This window comes from Aquisalinus luteolus, from assembly GCF_009712425.2.
GTDB lineage: Bacteria > Pseudomonadota > Alphaproteobacteria > Caulobacterales > Parvularculaceae > Aquisalinus > Aquisalinus luteolus.
In genome coordinates this window covers 435635-453272 of the sequence record NZ_VCJR02000002.1, presented here as the reverse complement: position 1 = coordinate 453272, position 17638 = coordinate 435635, and the positions used below count along the sequence as shown (strand labels likewise).

The window sequence follows — 17638 nt, the reverse complement described above, 5'->3', positions numbered from 1 at the left end:
AGTGCTAATATATAACTCTCATGACAAATGCCATGACCCTTCCTGACGCGCAGAACCTGCCTGATTTGTCCGAGATGTCGGACAAGGCCGGGCAGGCCGCTCGCCACCTGAAACTGCTGGCCAATGAGAAAAGGCTGATGATCCTGTGCACGCTGATCGCGGCAGGGGACATGTCGGTCGGCGCCCTGGCAGAGCGTGTCGGCCTGTCGCAATCGGCGCTGTCGCAACATCTGTCGCGCCTGCGCGAGGATGGCCTGCTCGCCACCAGCCGCAAGGGCCAGACCATTCATTACCGCATAGACGATCCGGGCACGGCGGAAATCATCGCCGTTCTGTACCGGCTCTATTGTGCCTGAAAATCAAGAGAGGACATTCCCATGACACTGAAAACCGTCACCGTAGAACAGGCCAGGAAGATGATTGCCGGCGGCGCAAAGCTGATCGATATCCGCGAAGCGGACGAACATGCCCGTGAAAATATTCCGGGGGCGGATCACCACGCCCTTTCATCCTTTCCCGCATCGGTCGATGCGCAAGGCGCACCGGCGCTGATCTTCCACTGCAAGGCTGGCAGCCGCACGGCCGCCAATGCCGGCATGCTATCCATGGCGAGCCCTTGCGAGGCCTATATCCTCGAAGGTGGTATCGATGCGTGGAAGGCGGCGGGGGAGCAAATCTCCAGGGACGCTTCCCAGCCGATCGAGATCATGCGTCAGGTGCAGATCGTCGCCGGGTCGCTGACGCTCATCGGCGTCCTGCTCGGCTGGCTGGTCCATCCCGGTTTCTATGCCCTCTCCGGGTTCATCGGTGCCGGACTGACGTTCTCCGGCATCTCCGGCACCTGCATGATGGCAAACGGCCTGCGCCTGATGCCGTGGAACCGCAACGCCCCTGCCGCCGCGCCGCGCACGGCCTGACAGAACTCCTAAACGGGCTAAGGTAATAAACCGATGGGCGAACTTCATTTCATCCTGACAGCGCTTGCCTCCGGCGTTCTCGTCGGGGCGAGCCTCGCCCTGATTGGCGGCGGCGGATCGATCCTTGCCGTGCCGCTCCTGCTATATTTCGTTGGCGTTGACGCCCCCCATATCGCTATCGGCACGGCGGCTTTTGCAGTCGCCATCAACGCAATGGCTGGCCTCGCCACCCATATGAGGGCCGGAACGGTGAAATGGCCCTGCGCCACCGCTTTCACGATAGCCGGGTTCATCGGCGCGCTGGCGGGCTCGACCCTCGGCAAGCTGATCGATGGCGGCGTATTGATCGGCTGGTTCGGCGGCCTGATGGTGGTCGTCGGCGTCCTGATGCTGCGCGGGGCAGACCAGCCGGGCGACCCGTCAGTCCATCTCGACCGGGGCAGCGCGCGCAAATTGCTGCCACGGCTGATCCCCATGGGCCTCGGCGCCGGCGGCGCAGCAGGGTTTTTCGGGATTGGCGGCGGGTTCCTGATTGCCCCCGGCCTGATGGCGGCAACTGCCATGCCGATCCGCTATGCCATCGGCACCTCCCTCGTCGCTGTCACTGCATTCGGCCTGACCACGGCGGGCAATTACGCCCTGTCCGGCTATGTCAGCTGGCCAGCAGCCCTGTGGCTGATCCTGGGCGGTGCTTTAGGGGTCTTTGCCGGTCAGGCGCTGAACGCCCGTCTTGCCGCCCACGGCGCAGCCCTGCGTATCGTCTTTGCCGCCGCAGTGATCATTATAGGCCTGTGGATCGCCGGATCGGCGCTCTTTTAGGGCTTTTTGCTTGCAAAACCGGGCAGTGCCTCGCTATTGGGATGGTCCGCTGACCGCCGAATAAAGGGAACACACCCGGTTCATGTCCTCATCCGTCTCCCGCATCACCGCCAGATTCGAAAAGCTGAAAGAGGCGAACCGCGCCGCTTTCATCCCGTTCATCATGGCCGGGGACCCGGATTACGACACCTCGCTTGCCCTCATGAAGCAATTGCCGGCGGCAGGCGCTGACCTGATCGAGCTTGGCATCTGCTTCACCGACCCGATGGCCGACGGCCCGGCAATCCAGGCCGCCGGCCTGCGCGCGCTGGAGGCTGGCCAGACCCTGAAAAAAACGCTGCAGATGGTGCGCGAGTTCAGGAAAGACGACAACGAGACCCCGATCATCCTGATGGGCTATTACAACCCGGTCTATTCCATGGGCGTCGATACCTTCCTCGCCGAAGCGAAAGAGGCCGGTGTCGACGGGTTGATCGTCGTCGACCTGCCGCCGGAGGAAGACGAGGAGCTGTGCATACCTGCGGGCAAGGCCGGCATGGATTTCATCCGCCTCGCCACGCCGACGACCGACGATGAAAGATTACCGAGCGTCGTTAAGAACACCTCAGGCTTTGTCTATTATGTTTCCGTTGCCGGGATCACCGGCGGCGCGACCGGCGCGAACAAAGCCGTGTCCAGCGCTGTTAGCCGCTTGAAGGCTGCCTCCGGCCTGCCTGTCGCGGTTGGTTTCGGGGTCAAAACGCCCGAACGGGCGGCTGAAATCGCCAGAACGGCGGATGCCGTCGTTGTCGGTTCGGCATTGATCGAGGCGCTTGCAGGCGCCCTGGAAAAAGACCAGAATAGCCGCGATAATGTAACATCCGCGGTAACGTCGCTGGCGAAAAGCCTTGCTGACGCGGCGCACAGCGCCAGATAGAGTACTTGAAAGGTTACAGGAGACCCGAATGAACTGGCTTTCCGATATCACCCCGCCGGGGATCAAGAAAATCTTCCGCAACCAGTCCGACAGCGGCGATACCCTGTGGACCAAGTGCCCGGCATGCAGCGAGATGATCTTCAACCGGGACCTTGAGGCGAACCTGCATGTCTGCCCGTCCTGCGACCACCACATGAAGATCGATGTGACTGAGCGCCTGAACGCCCTGTTCGATGACGGCAAGTGGAAGAAGATCAAGCTGCCGGAAGTCGCGGTCGACCCGCTGAAATTCCGCGACGAAAAGAAATACACCGACCGCCTGCGCGAATACCGCAAGAAAACCGGTGAAGAAGACGCAATCGTTATCGGCGTCGGCAAGGTTGACGGCGTGACCACCGTTGTCGCCGTGCAGAATTTCGCCTTCATGGGCGGGTCCATGGGCATGGGTCTCGGCGAAGGGATTATCCGCGCGGCCGAGGAAGCCGTCTCCAGGAAAGCGCCATTCGTGATGTTCACCGCCTCCGGCGGTGCGCGCATGCAGGAAGGCATCCTGTCGCTGATGCAAATGCCGCGCACCACCATTGCCGTGCAGATGGTCAAGGAAGCGGGCCTTCCTTATGTGGTCGTGCTGACCAATCCAACGACAGGTGGCGTGACCGCCTCCTACGCCATGCTGGGTGATGTGCATCTGGCCGAACCCGGTGCCCTGATCGGCTTTGCCGGCCCGCGCGTCATCGAGCAGACCATCCGCGAGAAACTGCCGGAAGGCTTTCAGCGAGCGGAATATTTGCACGACAAGGGCATGGTCGACATGGTCGTGCCGCGCAAGGAACTGCGCGAAACGCTGGGCGGCCTGTTGCGCGTCTTCACCCGCCATGGCGTCAAGGCCAAGCCGGCCGCCAAGCCGGAAAAGAAGGCTGACAACGAGACCAGCAATGTGACGAGCCTGCCCGCACCGACGGCAAAAGCCAACGACACGGTCAGCAAGTCAGGCCAGGATACTGACGGTCTCGACAAGGCCGCTGAATAAATCACAGAACAGAAAAACCGCCACCCGTGCAACGAAACTCAGCCGATGTAAACGCCCTGCTGGCACGCCTGGCCGAGCGTCGCCCGCGCATTATCGACCTGTCGCTCGACCGTGTGCTGAAGGGGTTGGAGCGGCTCGGCTCTCCGCATCGTAAGCTTCCACCGGTAATCCATGCTGCCGGGACCAATGGCAAGGGGTCGGTGATCGCCTATATGCGCGCGATCCTGACGTCCGCCGGGCACCGGGTGCATGTCTACACCTCCCCTCACCTCGTGCGCTTCAACGAGCGCATCGTGCTGGCGGGCGGGCAGATCGAGGACAAGGAACTGCTCCGGGTACTGGGCAAATGCGAGGCGGCTGCAGGCGATGTCGAACTGACCTATTTCGAGGCGGTCACCTGCGCTGCGTTCCTGGCCTTTGCCGAGACGCCAGCGGATGTGCTGCTGCTGGAAACCGGCCTCGGCGGCAGGCTCGACGCGACCAATGTAGTCGATGACCCGATCGCCAGCGTGATCACCCCCATCGGCCTCGACCACCAGTCCTATCTGGGTGACACGATCGAGAAGATAGCCTTTGAGAAGGCTGGCATCATCAAGAAGGGCCGCCCCGCCGTGATTGGCGCCCAGCGCCAGGAGGCGCTGAAAGTGCTGGAAGACCGGGCACTGGCCCTCGGCGCGCCGATGCATATCGCTGGGCAGGACTGGTCGGCCTTCATGGAACAGGGGCGGTTTGTCTATCAGGACGAGAACTCGCTGTCGGACCTGTCACCGCCGCGCATGCTGGGCGGACACCAGATCGAGAATGCCGGTCTCGCCGTCGCCGCGCTGAAGGCCGCTGGCGTTGCACCGAACGATGACAAGATTTCCGCCGGTCTTGAGGGGGCCTTCTGGCCTGCGCGCCTGCAGCGGCTGACCACCGGCCCTCTTGTCGAGATGGCAAAAGCCAAGGCCCATGAGGATGTCGAGATCTGGCTCGATGGCGGGCACAACCCCCATGCCGCGCGTGCCATCGCCCGCGCCATGGCCGACCTTGAGGAACGCCAGCCGCGCCCGCTGATCCTCATTTCCGGCCTGCAGGAAAACAAGGACGCAGACGGATTTTTCGGCTGCTTCGCCGACCTTGTCTCCATGGTCTATACAGTGCAAGCCCAGACCGGCACGGCCAGCGACCCGGAAAAGGTCGCCGTTTCCGCCCGCCATGCCGGGCTTCCGGCGCTTGCCTGCGAAAGCGTCGAGACCGCGCTGAGCGAAGCCCTCGACAGTGCCTTCCGCTCAAATGAAGGCGCGCCGCGCATCCTGATCTGCGGCTCGCTCTATCTGGCCGGTGAAGTGCTGGAAGATAATGGCTGACACGTCTTTGAGTCTTTGATTGCCGGGCTGCCATGGGGTAGCGTGACGGTAATCAGATATAAGGAGGCCGCCTCATGTTCCGATCCATCCTGCTTTCCACCGCCTGCGCGCTAGCCGCTCTCAGCGCCGCGAATGCCGCCGAGTTCGAGACGAAGAAATGCATCAATATCGGCAATACGCTGGAAGCGCCGCGCGATGCGTCATGGGGCAATGTGCCGGACCGGCGCTATTTCACCGCCATCGGCAAGACCAATATCGACACGGTGCGCATCCCCGTGCGCTGGTCGGCCTATGCGCCGGACGAAGCTCCCTACACGATCGAGCAGGACTGGTTCGACACGGTCGACGAGATGATCGGCTGGGCGATGGAAGAGGATCTGAAGGTCATCCTCAACATCCACCACTTCGACGAGCTGTATGAGAATCCGGCTGAGTACAGCGACAAGTTCACCGCCCTGTGGGAACAGGTTGCCCGCCACTACAAGGATTATCCGGATACGCTCTATTTCGAGATTTTGAACGAGCCGCGGGACGAACTCTCTGGCGACGTGATGCAGGAGGTCCTGCTCAACGGCCTTGCCGCAATCCGCGAGACGAACCCGGAGCGGATCGTGATCATCGGCGGCGACCAGTGGAATTCGATCCGCGGCCTGCCTTCGATCCCCGAGACGCCGGGCGATGAAAACATCGTGCATACTTTCCATTATTACGACCCCCACGCCTTCACCCACCAGATGGCGCCATGGGCCGGGATGCCGGAAGACCGCGAGGTCGACTGGGGCACGGAAGAAGAGCGCCAGCAGGTCATCGACGATGCCGCCATCGCCAAGGCCCATGGCGAGGCGACCGGCTATCCGGTCTTCCTCGGCGAGTATGGCGTCTATGATCGGGTGCCGCTGGAAAAGCGGGTGCCGTGGACGGCGATGGTGCGCGAAACCATGGAAGGCGCGGGTGTCGCCACCTGCCCATGGGCTTTCGCCAACACCTTCCCCGTCTGGGACCGGAACACCGAAGAATGGCTGCCGGGCATGAAGGACGCGCTGGGCGTTGTCGAGAAGGAATAACAGTTTTCCAGACCTGATTTTCCAGATTCGCGCGTTTCGCGCTTGCCCGACACGAAGCGGCGGCATAGGGATTTGAGAATGACCCACATGCCGATCGCAAAGCCGCCCGTCGTCCAGCTGAAACGCCTGCCCCATGCCGCGGGGCTGGCCCTGCCGAAATACGAGACGGCGCTGGCTGCGGGCGCGGACGTGCGTGCCGCGATCCCCGAAGGAGAACCTCTGGTGCTGAAGCCCGGCGAGCGCTTCATGGTGCCGACAGGCCTTGCCATGGCCCTGCCGCCCGGCTGGGAAGCGCAGATGCGCCCGCGCTCCGGCCTCGCCGCCAAGCACGGCATTTCCTGCGTCAATGCACCCGGCACGATCGACGCCGATTATCGCGGCGAGCTAAAAGTGATCCTGATCAATCACGGCGCGGAGGACTTCACCATCAATCGCGGCGACCGCATCGGCCAGATGGTGATCGCGCCGGTGTTCCAGGCGATCTATGAAGAAGTCGACGAACTGGATGAGACCGAGCGCGGCGAAGGCGGCTTCGGGTCGACGGGGTCTCAATAATCCGACCCTCGGTGTTTCACCGGCCCTGAATAGTCAAGGAGCGCAGCCCGCTCCGCGGCGGCCCCTTCGGGACCGTCCTTGACAATTCAGGACCGGTAAAACAATGGTCTGCCAAGCCTGTAAGGCAGAGTCTGCCTTACAGGCTGTTGGCGGAAAAAAGTCGTGCCATCCGCACGACAAAGATTACAGGCGAAACCCCATGCCCCTCACCCCCGACCAGTTGGAGCGATACAAGCGCCACATCCTGTTGCCGGAGATCGGCGGACAGGGCCAGCAGGCACTGCTGGATGCGCGGGTGCTGGTTGTCGGCGCCGGCGGGCTTGGCTGCCCGATCCTCGCCTATCTCGCCGCCGCCGGCGTCGGCCATATCCGTCTGTGTGATGACGATGGAGTCGCCCTGTCGAACCTGCAGCGGCAGATATTGTTCACCACGGACGATATTGGCAAACCGAAGGCTACGATGGCTGCCGAGCGCCTGCAGGCTATCAATCCGGACTGCACAGTCGAGGCCATCGAAGCGCGGCTGACGACCAACAATGCCAAAGAGCTGCTCGACGGCATCGATCTCGTCATTGAGGGGGTCGACAATTTCGACGCGCGCTATGCGCTGAACGATGCCTGCCTTGAGACGGGTACGCCGTTTCTCTCCGCCGCCATCGGCCGCTTCGACGGCCAGGTCGCGCTGTTTACCCCCGGCCCTGACCAGCCCTGCTATCGCTGCCTCGTGCCGGAGACACCACCCGATGCCGCCGATTGCGAGACGCAGGGCGTGCTCGGCGCCGTGCCGGGCATTGTCGGCGCTGTGGCTGCTATGGAAGCGATCCGTTTCCTGACCGGTTTCGGCGAACCGCTCGCCGGGCACGTCTTGATATATAATGGCATGAACGCCACGACGCGGCGCGTGAAACTGCCACGCGACCCCGCCTGCCCGGCCTGCTCTGCCAAAGGCTGACCTGCGTCTTGCGAGGGGTTCCGGCGACTGCTCTAGTGTCGGCAGACCGGCGCGCTCCGCGCCAGATATCCGGGAGACCCCGCATGAACCGCGACAAATATTACGAGATGATCGGCGGCGACGGCTCGCTCGATTACGAGATTTACCTCAACACCCATTCCCTCCTGTCCTGTCAGAAGCCCTATGACGGCCTTGCCAATCATGACGAGCTGCAGTTCCAGATCGTCCATCAGGTCGAAGAGTTGTGGATGAAGCTGATGGCCTTTACCCTGCTTGAGATCGACGACTATATGGACCAGCGCCAGTCGAACCGTGTACTGACACTGTTCAAACGCGTGCACCTGTTGCAGCAGCACCTTATCTCGCAGATCGCGCTCTTGGAGACCATGTCGCCGAAGGAATATCAGGAAATCCGCCTGCAACTCGGCAACGGCTCCGGGCAGGAATCGCCCGGTTTTCGCACGCTATTGAGGATGGCACCGGAGCTTTGGGACACCTATGAGCGGGTGTATCTGACCGGCGACGGCAAGAGCGTCGATGACATCTATGATGGCGGCTACGACCATGGTGATGCCTATATGGTCGCCGAGGCGATGGCCGATTTCGACGAGCTGTTCCAGCGCTTCCGCTATCACCACATCCAGCTGATCCACCGCTCCATCGGCCTCGATGCCAAATCGCTGAAGGGCCGCCCGGTCGAGATCCTGCAGAACGGGCTGAAGTCGCAATTCTATCCGGCCCTGTGGTCCGTGCGCGGACGGATGACCGATGAGTGGGGCGCCTCCTATGGTCGTGAGCGAGATGCACTGGGAAAGACCAGCGATGGCAGCGGTATCAAGGCGCATTGATGACCGGGCTGGATGACAGCGTGAGGGTACGTTTCCACCTGCCGGACGGGCACTATTTCCTGTCCCATTCCGTCGGACTGATGCCGACAGGGATTGCGGAAGGGTTGAGCGATGCTGTGCTGGCACCATGGCAGGCACAGGGCCAGTCATGGGATGAGTGGCTTGCGGTCATCGACCGGTTCCGGTGCGGACTTGGTGCATTCCTCAATACCGATCCGGCGATGATCTGCCCCCAGACGAATGTTTCTTCGGCGCTGACCAAGATCCTCTTTTCCCTGCCCGAACCCGGCAAGCGCAACACCATCCTGCTCAGCGAACAGGACTTCCCCACCATCGGCTTCGTCGCGCTGCAGGCCGAGCGGCTCGGCTGGCATTTGCGCTATCTGCCGCGCGAGGCTGACCTGACCGACGCGACCGTCTGGCTCGACGCCATGGGCGAGGATGTCGGCATCGTGCTCGTCACCCATGCCTATTCCAACTCGGCCATGCTGGCGCCTGTCGCGGCGATCACAGATGCCGCAAGGACACGCGGCATCGTCAGCACTGTTGATATCGCGCAGTCGGCCGGCACGATCGCCATCGACATCGCTGCGTGGCAGGCGGATTTTGTCATCGGCACCTCGGTGAAATATCTCTGCGGCGGGCCGGGTGCGGCGTTCCTCTGGGCCAGCCCGCAGATCATCGCGAAATGCCAGCCGCTCGATGTCGGCTGGTTCAGCCACGAGAACCCGTTCGAATTCGACCTGAAGGACTTCCGCTATGCCCCCGACGCAAGACGCTTCTGGGGCGGCACGCCGTCTGTCCTGCCCTATGCGATGGCAGCGCAGTCGATAGAGACGCTGACGGAAATCGGGATAGGGACGATCCACCGCCAGAACCAGCAACGCCTGGGGAGGCTGATCGATGGTCTCGATCCGGCCATGCTTAAATCTGAAACGCGAGAAGGCCGACGCGGCTCGCATTTGCTCTATGCGCCGCCTGATGTGGAGGCGGCCACCAAACGTCTGGAAGAGACCGGCATACGCCATGACTGCCGCGCCGGGGCTTTGCGCCTGTCGGTTCACCTCTATATCACGGAGGAGGATATCGATGCGGCGCTTGCCGCGCTCACTGGCTAAGGGGAAACACATGCGTTTTGCGCCCATTCTATTGGCTTTGAGCCTCGTTGGCTGTGCCAGCCTGGCCGACCTGCCGGGCGTGCGTGATGTGCTGACACCTGCGGTGAGGCAGGAACAGGCGGCGCTGAAACCCGGCCTATATCGTCTCGACCCAGACCACGCGAGCCTGTCCTTCAGTCTCGACCATATGGGCCTGTCGACCCTGACCGGGCGGTTTGACCGGCTGGAGGCGAGCCTGAACTTTGACGAGGCAACCCCGGAAGCCGCGACGCTGGACGTGCTGGTCGACATGAATTCGCTGGCCATCGCGACGCCGGATTTCACCGACACGCTGAAAGGCAGTGACTGGTTCGATGTCGAGGCTGCGCCGCAGGCCCGCTTCGTGTCGACCGGTATTTCCGTCACCGGCGCAAATATGGGCGAGGTGACCGGCGATCTGACCATCGGCGAGACGACCGCGCCGGTGACCCTGACTGTCACCTTCAATGGCGGGGCGGAGGTGCCGCTGACCGGCGCTTATACGCTGGGGTTCGATGCCGAGGGCTTGCTGAACCGGTCCGATTTCGGCCTCGGGCGGTTCTCCAGCTTTGTCAGCGACGAGGTGGTTATCAGCTTTTCCGGTGAGTTCCAGCGGCAATAGCGATCACATTTTCGCAGCTGCCCTGCCTTTTCCACAATTCGTGCTATACTCTGGCTCAGGGAGAAACTGTATGCATCGCATCGCTGCCCTTGCCGGATTGTTTGTCGTGACGGGCGCCTTCGCCAGCCCCGCCCTGATTGCTGATGGACTGCACCCGGATGCGACCCTGTTCCGCCTGAACCAGGACGAAAGCGACCTTGCCTTCGAGGTGCGCAAGATGGGTTTCATGTCCGAAAAAGGCAGCTTCGCTGATGTGACGGCGACGATCTATTCAGACAGCGCCAGCCTCGAGACGATACGTATGGAAACGGTAATCGATGTTGATAGCATCGTGTTATCGAGCGAGGACAAGCGCCAATGGCTGCTGGGCGAGGACTGGTTCGATGCCGCGGCCTACCCCCAGGCGACCTTCGAATGCGCCGAGGTGACCATGACCGGGCCGCGCCAGGCCGTTGCGGAAGGCATGATGACGATCCGCGGCATCACCCAGCCCGCGACCTTCAGTATCAGTTTTGACAGTGATGTGATGGACAGCCTGCGCGAGGGAGAGGTTTTGTCCTTCGAGGCGACGGGCAGCTTCAGCCGGTCGGCCTTTGGCATGACAAAAATGTCTGGCCTGCTGGGGGACACGGTGGAACTCGATTTCGACGGTCGGTTCGACAGGGCTGCGGTCGACCACCAAGCCCCTACAGAAATTCCGGGATAACCCGGTCAGGCGGTTTGTGCCCGTCGATGAACATCTTGATATTGATCAGCATACGTTCGCCCATGTCGAGACGGCTTTCCCGCGTGGCCGAGGCCATATGCGGCAGCATCACGACATTGGGCAGGCGCATCAGCTTGCGCGACACGGTCGGGCTTGGGTTGGTGACATCGAGCCCGGCCCCGGCGAGCTGTCCTTTTTCGATCATGTCGGCGAGCGCCGCCTCGTCGATGATCTCGCTACGCGAGACATTGACCACGAAAGCGTCCGGATGGAGCAGCTTCAGCCGCCGCGCCGAAAGCAAGTGATAGGTCGCTGGCGTATGCGGACAATTGACCGAGACGATATCGACGCGGGCGAGCATCTGGTCGAGGCTTTCCCAATAGGTTGCCTCAAGCTCATTCTCGACATGCGGATTGATGCGGTTACGGCTGTGGTAATGGACCGACAGGCCGAACGCCTTCGCCCTGCGCGCCACCGCCTGGCCCACGCGGCCAAGGCCGATAATGCCGAGCTTCTTGCCGCGCACCGAATGACCCAGCATCCATGTTGGCGACCAGCCATCGAACTTGCCACTCTCCAGCGCCTTGACGCCCTCCACCAGCCTGCGCGGCACGGCGAGGATCAACGCCATCGCAATGTCGGCGGCGTCTTCGGCCAGCACAGAAGGGGTATTGGTGACGGTCACCCCGTGGGCAATCGCGGCCTTCAGGTCGATATGGTCAACGCCGGCACCGAAATTCGCGACCAGCTTCAGCCGGTCGCCTGCGTTTGCAAAAAACTCCGCATCCAGCCTGTCGCCCAGCGTGGAGGCGATGACATCGCTGTCCCGGGCTGCTTCAACAAGCGCTTCAGGTGACATCGGCCTGTCGTCATCGCTGAGGGTGACGTCGAACAGGTCGGCAAGACGCAGCTCGATCTCGGCAGGCAGCCTGCGGGTCACGGTGATCTTGCACGGTGTGTCTGTCATCAAGAAACCTGAACGAAACCGGGTTCAATCTTTCCCCAATCGGGGCGCATCAACACTTCATTAACTGCACCTTAACGCTCGCTTGGCAAACATCTTCGGCAGTTCAACCAGATTATGCCGCATGCTGTGAATGATGACCATGCCCGCCCGTATTTTGTTTAGTATACTTACCCTCTGCCTGATAATCGCCCTGCCTGCTGAGGCAGTGGCGCAGAGTAACGCCCCCAAGACCGGCTATTCCGGCCTGCCGGTGCCGCGTTTCGTCAACCTGAAAAGCAACGAGACCAACGCCCGGGTCGGCCCGTCCATGGATTATCCCGTCCGCTTTGTCTTCAACCGGCGCGGTCTGCCCGTGCGGGTCATAGCCGAGACGCCGGACAATGTGTGGCGCAAGGTCGAGGACTTCGAAGGCGAGACGATGTGGATCCACCAGTCGCAACTCGTCTCCTCCGGCATGGTCATGGTCACCGAGGGCAACGCCCTGATGCATGCCCGCCCGGCTGAGGGCAGCGAGGTGCGCGCAGCGCTGGAGCGTGGCGTCTTGGCAGAGACCGAGAAATGCGATGGTGACTACAGCGGCTGGTGCCTGGTGCGCGTCGACGGCTATCGCGGCTGGGTTTCCAAATCGTCGCTCTGGGGTGTCGAGTAAAAGACTCTAATCCTGAAGAAATGCCTGCCGTTCCGGCGCAGTGCCAAGCCGGTCGCGCAGCTGCTTCAGCGGCTCACTTTGCAGCCGCTGGCGGCACATATGGTCCGTCGCCTCGTTGGACAGCGTCCAGCCGAGCGGCACGCGACGGCGATAGCGGGTCGTCTCGCGCGGGTTGATCTCGCTTGTCTCGACCGGCGTGCAGCCCAGCGCCTCCTCATGACGGTACCAGCCTGTCGCCAGCTCGATGCGCTGCAGGGGTTCCTCCCCCACACGGGCGAAGTCTGCGACCGCCGCCCGACCGCGGGCGCCGCGCGTGTTCATGAACGCGACAGGCGGCGAGAAACTTTCATGTAGCACGCGCGGCGGGTTCTTCGGCGCCGGCAGTTCCGACACGATGACGATGGGCACGACAGGCATGCGCGAGGCATCGCAGCGATTGCCTTCGGCGCACCAGCGGTCACGCACATCTTTCATCACCCGCATCGCCGTCGTTGCCGAGGTGGCGCCGGAATTCTCGTAATAGGCGCCATCAACAAAGCGGTCGAAGGTCCGTCCCGGGCAGAGCCCCTCGGGAAATTCCAGCCGCCCCGCCGGGGAGATGCCGGTAAACCGGGCCGACAGGTGCGCCGCGGCGGCGAGTGACAGGCCATCGCCCTGCGGGTCCATCAGGTCGACGAAATCGCCGCTGCGACAGCCGGGTTCATCGCCGAGGCGGACATAGCTGATCGCCCAGATCTCCCCCGTGCTGACTGACGTCGTATTGTAGATCGTCATCGGCGCAGCGCCGAGGCTGCCGGGGGCAGGCGCATCGCCCTGCCACAGGGTGCGGAAGTCGCGGTCGAAGGCATCGCCGCCGGTAACCTGGTTCCAGCCAAGCCGCCATGACGCTTCCAGCCAGCGGGCCCGGTCGAAATAGGGCATCGCGACAGGGATGAAATCGGTCAGAAGGTCAGGATACAGAAGACCTGCGGTAACTGGCGAGAGATGGTCCTGTTTCAGATAGGTGTCGACCGTCTCCATCACCCTGTCCGGCGTCTCGACAACGGACGCAGCGAAGGCAGCGCTGCCGAACGAGCCGCCGGAAACACCGGAGACGAGGAACATATGGTCGCGCGGCTTCAGCCCCATCGCGGTTTCACCCAGATCGAGGGTTGCGAGCACCGTGCCAGTCCAGTAGGCGGCCCTGACGCCGCCGCCCTCTGCCGCGACGAAATAGATCGGGAACTCGGCATCTCCCGGCCCCTTTGGCAGATAGTCCTGACGCGCGGTGAGCCAGTCCTCCGCATACTGCTCTATCGGCATGCTGGCAGGCGCATCGACGCTATCATTTTCAGCGGCCTGCGCCTCCATCACCTGCGGCGTGCCGAGGAAATGGTTGTCGTTGAACAGGGAAGACAGGGTCAGCACCACCGCCCACAGCATGATCGCCGGTGGCAGGCGATGCTGGCGCGGCCAGTAGGTGAAGACGAACACGCCGAAGGAGAGCACACCCGCCGTCGCCAGGAACAGGATCGCCGCCGCGCCCACTGCCCGCGGCGCGAAGACCGGCGAGAAGGCAAAGGTCAGCGCGACCAGCGCATGCAGGATGAGGATGCCGAAAAGGAGATATTTCAGCTTCGGCGGCAATTCCGCCGGCATCTCCCGGTCGAAGATTTCCCGGCCCGTTACCTCCTTGACCGTATAGTCCCACCACTCGGCCATGTGTTCGCGCAGGGTGTGTTCCTCCTTGCGCTTGGGCTTGGCATCCGGGTCGTAGATCCAGTTGCGCAGGAACGGCTTGAAGAAGATGAAGAGGAGCAGGAGGAAGAAAGACAGGCCGAGATAGATCGACCCTTCCACCGGCAGGCCGAGGCCGTAATAGGCGCGCGCGGCACACAGAGGGACGAGGATGCCTAGCACCCGCGCCATCCAGATGCGCATGGACACCTGCCAGTCAGGCGGGTCGAGCGGCGCCGGGGTGAACGGGAAGCGCACGGCCAGCAAACCACGGGTGAAGACCCAGGCGCAGAAGGCATAGACGGCGCAGGCGGTCAGCGCGGTCCAGAAGCGGCCGGATACGCCCACGGCTTCGGCGCTTTCGCTCGGGAAAACCCGCATGGCCGCGAGCAGGTCGCGGGTCTGGGCTTCGGCCAAAAGCAGGAAACAGACGACAAGCGTGGTTATGACCGTCCACCAGGCGGGGCGGATGACATGCCACGCCTCGACGAAATGATCCCACCAGTGATGGATAGGGTCGGTTTCACGCAGCCTGATCTGGTGACGGCGGCGTTCTGCGGGAAGCTCGTCGTGCATTCGCTCTCTCCCCTTGCACTGCACAATTCCGGGTTGCGGCCCATATCGAAAACCGCTGCTTTTTCAACAGCCTATACCCGATATGGCCTTTTAGGTGAAGTATGGATACGCAGCCATCCCCGGTTCGGGGGAAGACAGGCGGGCACGAAGCGTCATCTTCATGGACCAGCTTCATTGACGGGACGAACTGCCGCCTCTATGGCTTTGTTTCAATATATTTCACCGGACAAGAGCAATGACTGGCCAGAACAGCTACACAAAAGAAGAACTCATCGAATGCGGCATGAACGGCCTGCGCGGCCCGGGCACGGCCCAGCTGCCGGTGCCGCCAATGCTGATGTTCGATCGCATCACCAAGATCACCGCCGATGAAGGCGCCTATAACAAGGGGCACATCATCGCCGAACTGGATGTGAGCGAAGACCTGTGGTTCTTCGACTGCCATTTCCCGGGCGACCCGGTGATGCCGGGCTGTCTCGGCCTCGATGCGCTGTGGCAGCTGGTCGGCTTCTTCCTGACATGGTCGGGCGAGCCGGGTTCCGGCCGGGCGCTCGGCGCCAAGGAAATCAAGTTTTCCGGCCAGGTGCTGCCGTCGGCCAAGCTGGTGCGCTACGAGATCGACATCCGCCGGATGATGCGTGGCAAGCTGGTGCTGGGCATCGCCAATGGCACCATGTATTGCGACGACCGCAAGATTTACGAGGCAAGCGACCTTCGGGTCGGGCTGTTCACCCGCGAGGCGCTGAACGCCGGGGCCATGTAGGCGGGCCGTTCCGCACCAATAACAGCTGCGCGAACCACTGCATCCGGCTATGGGCAACGCAGCGTAATTGCGTACTATCGAACTAAGATAATAGGGAATCACTCATGCGACGTGTTGTAGTAACAGGTCTTGGCATCGTCTCCTCCATCGGCAACACAACTGCCGATGTGACCCGCGCCCTGCGCGAGAGCACTTCCGGCATCACCAAGTCCGAACAGTTCGCCGAGCTTGGCTTCAAGAGCCAGGTCTGGGGCATGCCGCAGGTCGATATCGACGCGCTGGTCGACAAGCGCGCCCGCCGCTTCATGGGCGATGGCGCTGCCTGGAACTACATTGCCATGCAACAGGCGATCGAGGACGCGAAGCTGGGCGAGGACGAAGTCAGCCACCCGATGACCGGCCTTGTCATGGGCTCCGGCGGTCCGTCGACGAAAGTGATCGTCGAGGCGGCAGCCACGACCCATGAGAAAGGCAGCCCCAAGCGCATCGGGCCGTTCGCGGTGCCGAAGGCGATGTCGTCGACCAATTCGGCGACGCTCGCCGTGCCGTTCCAGATCAAGGGCCTGAACTATTCGATCTCGTCTGCCTGCGCCACGTCGATCCACTGTATCGGTCATGCCTATGAGCAGGTCGCCATGGGCAAGCAGGACGTGATCTTTGCCGGTGGCGGCGAGGAACTGGAATGGACCCTTGCCAACATGTTCGACGCCATGGGCGCGATGTCGACGAAGTACAATGACAGCCCGGCGACCGCATCGCGCGCCTATGACAAGGACCGCGACGGCTTCGTCGTTGCCGGTGGCGCGGCCGTGCTGGTGGTGGAAGAGTTGGAACGGGCGAAAGCACGCGGCGCGACCATCTATGGCGAGATCACCGGCTATGCCGCCAATTCCGACGGCTATGACATGGTCGCACCGTCCGGCGAAGGCGCGGTGCGCTGCATGAACCTCGCCATGCAGACGGTCGACGGGCCGATCGATTACATCAACACCCACGGCACCTCGACGCCCGTTGGCGATGCCCGCGAGACAGGCGCGATCCGCGAGACCTTCGGCGACAACATCCCGCATTTCTCCTCGACCAAGTCGCTGACCGGGCACTCGCTCGGCGCTGTAGGGGCGCAGGAAGCGGTCTTCTGCCTGCTCATGCTGCAGAACGATTTCATCGCAGCCTCGGCGCATATCGAGGAGATCGACCCTGAGTTTGCCGACCTGCCGATCGTACGTGAACGGATCGACAATGCGGGCCTGCGCAATGTGATGACCAATTCGTTCGGCTTCGGCAGCACCAATGGCTGCCTCGTTATGAGCCGATACGACAGCTAGTCCCGACGATCAGTCGCCGACTGCACCACCATCTCGCCGGGCCATGATCCCCGGTTTCGGCAGGTAATCCTTCGGAATTGCATCAAAAGCGACCTGCCGCGGCCTGCCTTTCACGATCCATTTGAACAGGAAGGGCAGGAAGATAATGATAATCGCTGCCTTGATGAAAACAGTGACGGCAAGGTTGCCAAAATTGATCGGCAGCGAGAAAATTACCAGCGCCAGCACGAAGAATACGGCAGCGACGAAGAACAACTGAGCGAAATAACTCACCGCCGGGGCACCGGCCATCAACCTTGCTGTGGGTGAGGCGCTCCGCACACGGTCGATCACAAATCTCGTGAACTCCGAAAAAGCGACCGACCTGTCCTCGAAATCGGCGACCCCGGCAAAGTGCATGTTGTCATATTGCAGCTTGCCCTTCCTGCGGTCGGTGATGGTGGTGAGATAGCGGTTGGTCTTGGCCCGTGTCGGCGCATAGGCAACGCGGATCGTGTCGATCTCCGCCAGCTTCAACCCCCATGTATAGCCATCAGGCCTGACCATCTGAATCTCGTCATCGGTCAGGCGATAGATGTGCTCTGCCTTGGTCATAACGCTTTCGCGTTTCTTGTATTCGATCATGATGTTCCCCCTTTAGTGGCCTGAGCCTAGCAAGTCCGGTGAACCAAATCACCTGCTAACTGTCATTGCCTGTAGGCGGCCCTTCGCCGCCGCGCTAAGTCTCG

General features: G+C 62.1%; 19 protein-coding genes. 16 read left to right on the top strand and 3 right to left on the bottom strand.

What is annotated here, in order from left to right:
- The first annotated feature begins 32 nt into the window (after positions 1-32).
- The 13 genes from FF098_RS10685 to FF098_RS10625 all read left to right on the top strand — a co-directional run bounded on the left by FF098_RS10685 (position 33) and on the right by FF098_RS10625 (position 10914).
- On the top strand, positions 33-356 hold the full coding sequence (locus FF098_RS10685; protein ID WP_155140317.1) for an ArsR/SmtB family transcription factor: 324 nt from the start codon (positions 33-35) through the stop codon (positions 354-356).
- Positions 357-377: 21 nt separating this feature from the next.
- The gene (locus FF098_RS10680) at positions 378-917 is read left to right on the top strand and encodes a rhodanese family protein (protein WP_155140314.1); all 540 of its coding nucleotides are present in this window, start codon (positions 378-380) and stop codon (positions 915-917) included.
- Between the two features lie 33 nt (positions 918-950).
- Positions 951-1736, top strand: coding sequence for a sulfite exporter TauE/SafE family protein (locus FF098_RS10675; RefSeq protein WP_155140312.1), 786 nt, complete (start codon positions 951-953; stop codon positions 1734-1736).
- Between the two features lie 82 nt (positions 1737-1818).
- Positions 1819-2652 (top strand): tryptophan synthase subunit alpha, encoded by an 834-nt coding sequence (gene trpA / locus FF098_RS10670; protein WP_155140310.1) that lies wholly within the window; start codon positions 1819-1821, stop codon positions 2650-2652.
- 28 nt (positions 2653-2680) lie between these two features.
- On the top strand, positions 2681-3682 hold the full coding sequence (gene accD / locus FF098_RS10665) for an acetyl-CoA carboxylase, carboxyltransferase subunit beta (protein ID WP_155140307.1): 1002 nt from the start codon (positions 2681-2683) through the stop codon (positions 3680-3682).
- 26 nt (positions 3683-3708) lie between these two features.
- Positions 3709-5031: a bifunctional folylpolyglutamate synthase/dihydrofolate synthase gene (locus FF098_RS10660; protein ID WP_188544099.1), complete on the top strand. Its 1323-nt coding sequence runs from the start codon at positions 3709-3711 to the stop codon at positions 5029-5031.
- A 74-nt stretch (positions 5032-5105) separates the two neighbouring features.
- Positions 5106-6095: a glycoside hydrolase family 5 protein gene (locus FF098_RS10655; RefSeq protein ID WP_155140305.1), complete on the top strand. Its 990-nt coding sequence runs from the start codon at positions 5106-5108 to the stop codon at positions 6093-6095.
- A 78-nt stretch (positions 6096-6173) separates the two neighbouring features.
- Entirely contained in the window at positions 6174-6650 is a 477-nt protein-coding gene (gene dut / locus FF098_RS10650) for a dUTP diphosphatase (RefSeq protein ID WP_229714575.1), read from the top strand.
- 199 nt (positions 6651-6849) lie between these two features.
- Positions 6850-7602, top strand: a complete 753-nt coding sequence (locus tag FF098_RS10645; RefSeq protein ID WP_155140303.1) for a HesA/MoeB/ThiF family protein — start codon at positions 6850-6852, stop codon at positions 7600-7602.
- A gap of 83 nt (positions 7603-7685) precedes the next feature.
- Positions 7686-8450, top strand: coding sequence for a tryptophan 2,3-dioxygenase family protein (locus FF098_RS10640; RefSeq protein WP_155140302.1), 765 nt, complete (start codon positions 7686-7688; stop codon positions 8448-8450).
- On the top strand, positions 8450-9568 hold the full coding sequence (locus tag FF098_RS10635) for an aminotransferase class V-fold PLP-dependent enzyme (protein WP_155140300.1): 1119 nt from the start codon (positions 8450-8452) through the stop codon (positions 9566-9568). The genes FF098_RS10640 and FF098_RS10635 overlap by 1 nt, the downstream gene beginning before the upstream one ends.
- Positions 9569-9578: 10 nt before the next feature.
- Complete coding sequence (locus FF098_RS10630) at positions 9579-10208, top strand: YceI family protein (RefSeq protein WP_166426481.1); 630 nt, start codon at positions 9579-9581, stop codon at positions 10206-10208.
- A gap of 70 nt (positions 10209-10278) precedes the next feature.
- Positions 10279-10914, top strand: coding sequence for a YceI family protein (locus FF098_RS10625; protein WP_155140296.1), 636 nt, complete (start codon positions 10279-10281; stop codon positions 10912-10914).
- Here FF098_RS10625 and FF098_RS10620 read toward each other — a convergent pair.
- A complete protein-coding gene (locus FF098_RS10620; RefSeq protein ID WP_155140294.1) occupies positions 10895-11881 on the bottom strand; it encodes a 2-hydroxyacid dehydrogenase in 987 nt (328 codons plus the stop codon). The two genes, FF098_RS10625 and FF098_RS10620, sit on opposite strands and share 20 nt — an antisense overlap.
- 205 nt (positions 11882-12086) lie before the next feature.
- Here FF098_RS10620 and FF098_RS10615 point away from each other — a divergent pair, with 205 nt between their 5' ends.
- Positions 12087-12530: an SH3 domain-containing protein gene (locus FF098_RS10615; RefSeq protein WP_166426480.1), complete on the top strand. Its 444-nt coding sequence runs from the start codon at positions 12087-12089 to the stop codon at positions 12528-12530.
- A 6-nt stretch (positions 12531-12536) separates the two neighbouring features.
- Here FF098_RS10615 and FF098_RS10610 read toward each other — a convergent pair whose 3' ends face one another.
- Entirely contained in the window at positions 12537-14822 is a 2286-nt protein-coding gene (locus tag FF098_RS10610; RefSeq protein WP_155140290.1) for a hypothetical protein, read from the bottom strand.
- 235 nt (positions 14823-15057) lie between these two features.
- Here FF098_RS10610 and fabA point away from each other — a divergent pair, with 235 nt between their 5' ends.
- Both fabA and fabB read left to right on the top strand, forming a co-directional pair.
- Positions 15058-15585: a bifunctional 3-hydroxydecanoyl-ACP dehydratase/trans-2-decenoyl-ACP isomerase gene (fabA, locus tag FF098_RS10605; RefSeq protein WP_155140288.1), complete on the top strand. Its 528-nt coding sequence runs from the start codon at positions 15058-15060 to the stop codon at positions 15583-15585.
- Between the two features lie 104 nt (positions 15586-15689).
- Positions 15690-16910: a beta-ketoacyl-ACP synthase I gene (fabB, locus tag FF098_RS10600; protein WP_155140286.1), complete on the top strand. Its 1221-nt coding sequence runs from the start codon at positions 15690-15692 to the stop codon at positions 16908-16910.
- Between the two features lie 9 nt (positions 16911-16919).
- Here the strand turns inward: fabB and FF098_RS10595 are convergent, their stop codons facing one another.
- Positions 16920-17534, bottom strand: a complete 615-nt coding sequence (locus FF098_RS10595; RefSeq protein ID WP_155140284.1) for a hypothetical protein — start codon at positions 17532-17534, stop codon at positions 16920-16922.
- Positions 17535-17638: the final 104 nt, after the last annotated feature.

What these genes read in the sequence shown, in the direction of transcription:
- FF098_RS10685 (WP_155140317.1), top strand. Translation starts at nt 33, where the DNA reads ATGACCCTTCCTGACGCGCAGAACCTGCCTGATTTGTCCGAGATGTCG.
- FF098_RS10680 (WP_155140314.1), top strand. Translation starts at nt 378, where the DNA reads ATGACACTGAAAACCGTCACCGTAGAACAGGCCAGGAAGATGATTGCC.
- FF098_RS10675 (WP_155140312.1), top strand. Translation starts at nt 951, where the DNA reads ATGGGCGAACTTCATTTCATCCTGACAGCGCTTGCCTCCGGCGTTCTC.
- trpA (WP_155140310.1), top strand. Translation starts at nt 1,819, where the DNA reads ATGTCCTCATCCGTCTCCCGCATCACCGCCAGATTCGAAAAGCTGAAA.
- accD (WP_155140307.1), top strand. Translation starts at nt 2,681, where the DNA reads ATGAACTGGCTTTCCGATATCACCCCGCCGGGGATCAAGAAAATCTTC.
- FF098_RS10655 (WP_155140305.1), top strand. Translation starts at nt 5,106, where the DNA reads ATGTTCCGATCCATCCTGCTTTCCACCGCCTGCGCGCTAGCCGCTCTC.
- dut (WP_229714575.1), top strand. Translation starts at nt 6,174, where the DNA reads ATGACCCACATGCCGATCGCAAAGCCGCCCGTCGTCCAGCTGAAACGC.
- FF098_RS10645 (WP_155140303.1), top strand. Translation starts at nt 6,850, where the DNA reads ATGCCCCTCACCCCCGACCAGTTGGAGCGATACAAGCGCCACATCCTG.
- FF098_RS10640 (WP_155140302.1), top strand. Translation starts at nt 7,686, where the DNA reads ATGAACCGCGACAAATATTACGAGATGATCGGCGGCGACGGCTCGCTC.
- FF098_RS10635 (WP_155140300.1), top strand. Translation starts at nt 8,450, where the DNA reads ATGACCGGGCTGGATGACAGCGTGAGGGTACGTTTCCACCTGCCGGAC.
- FF098_RS10630 (WP_166426481.1), top strand. Translation starts at nt 9,579, where the DNA reads ATGCGTTTTGCGCCCATTCTATTGGCTTTGAGCCTCGTTGGCTGTGCC.
- FF098_RS10625 (WP_155140296.1), top strand. Translation starts at nt 10,279, where the DNA reads ATGCATCGCATCGCTGCCCTTGCCGGATTGTTTGTCGTGACGGGCGCC.
- FF098_RS10620 (WP_155140294.1), bottom strand. Translation starts at nt 11,881, where the DNA reads ATGACAGACACACCGTGCAAGATCACCGTGACCCGCAGGCTGCCTGCC.
- FF098_RS10610 (WP_155140290.1), bottom strand. Translation starts at nt 14,822, where the DNA reads ATGCACGACGAGCTTCCCGCAGAACGCCGCCGTCACCAGATCAGGCTG.
- fabA (WP_155140288.1), top strand. Translation starts at nt 15,058, where the DNA reads ATGACTGGCCAGAACAGCTACACAAAAGAAGAACTCATCGAATGCGGC.
- fabB (WP_155140286.1), top strand. Translation starts at nt 15,690, where the DNA reads ATGCGACGTGTTGTAGTAACAGGTCTTGGCATCGTCTCCTCCATCGGC.
- FF098_RS10595 (WP_155140284.1), bottom strand. Translation starts at nt 17,534, where the DNA reads ATGATCGAATACAAGAAACGCGAAAGCGTTATGACCAAGGCAGAGCAC.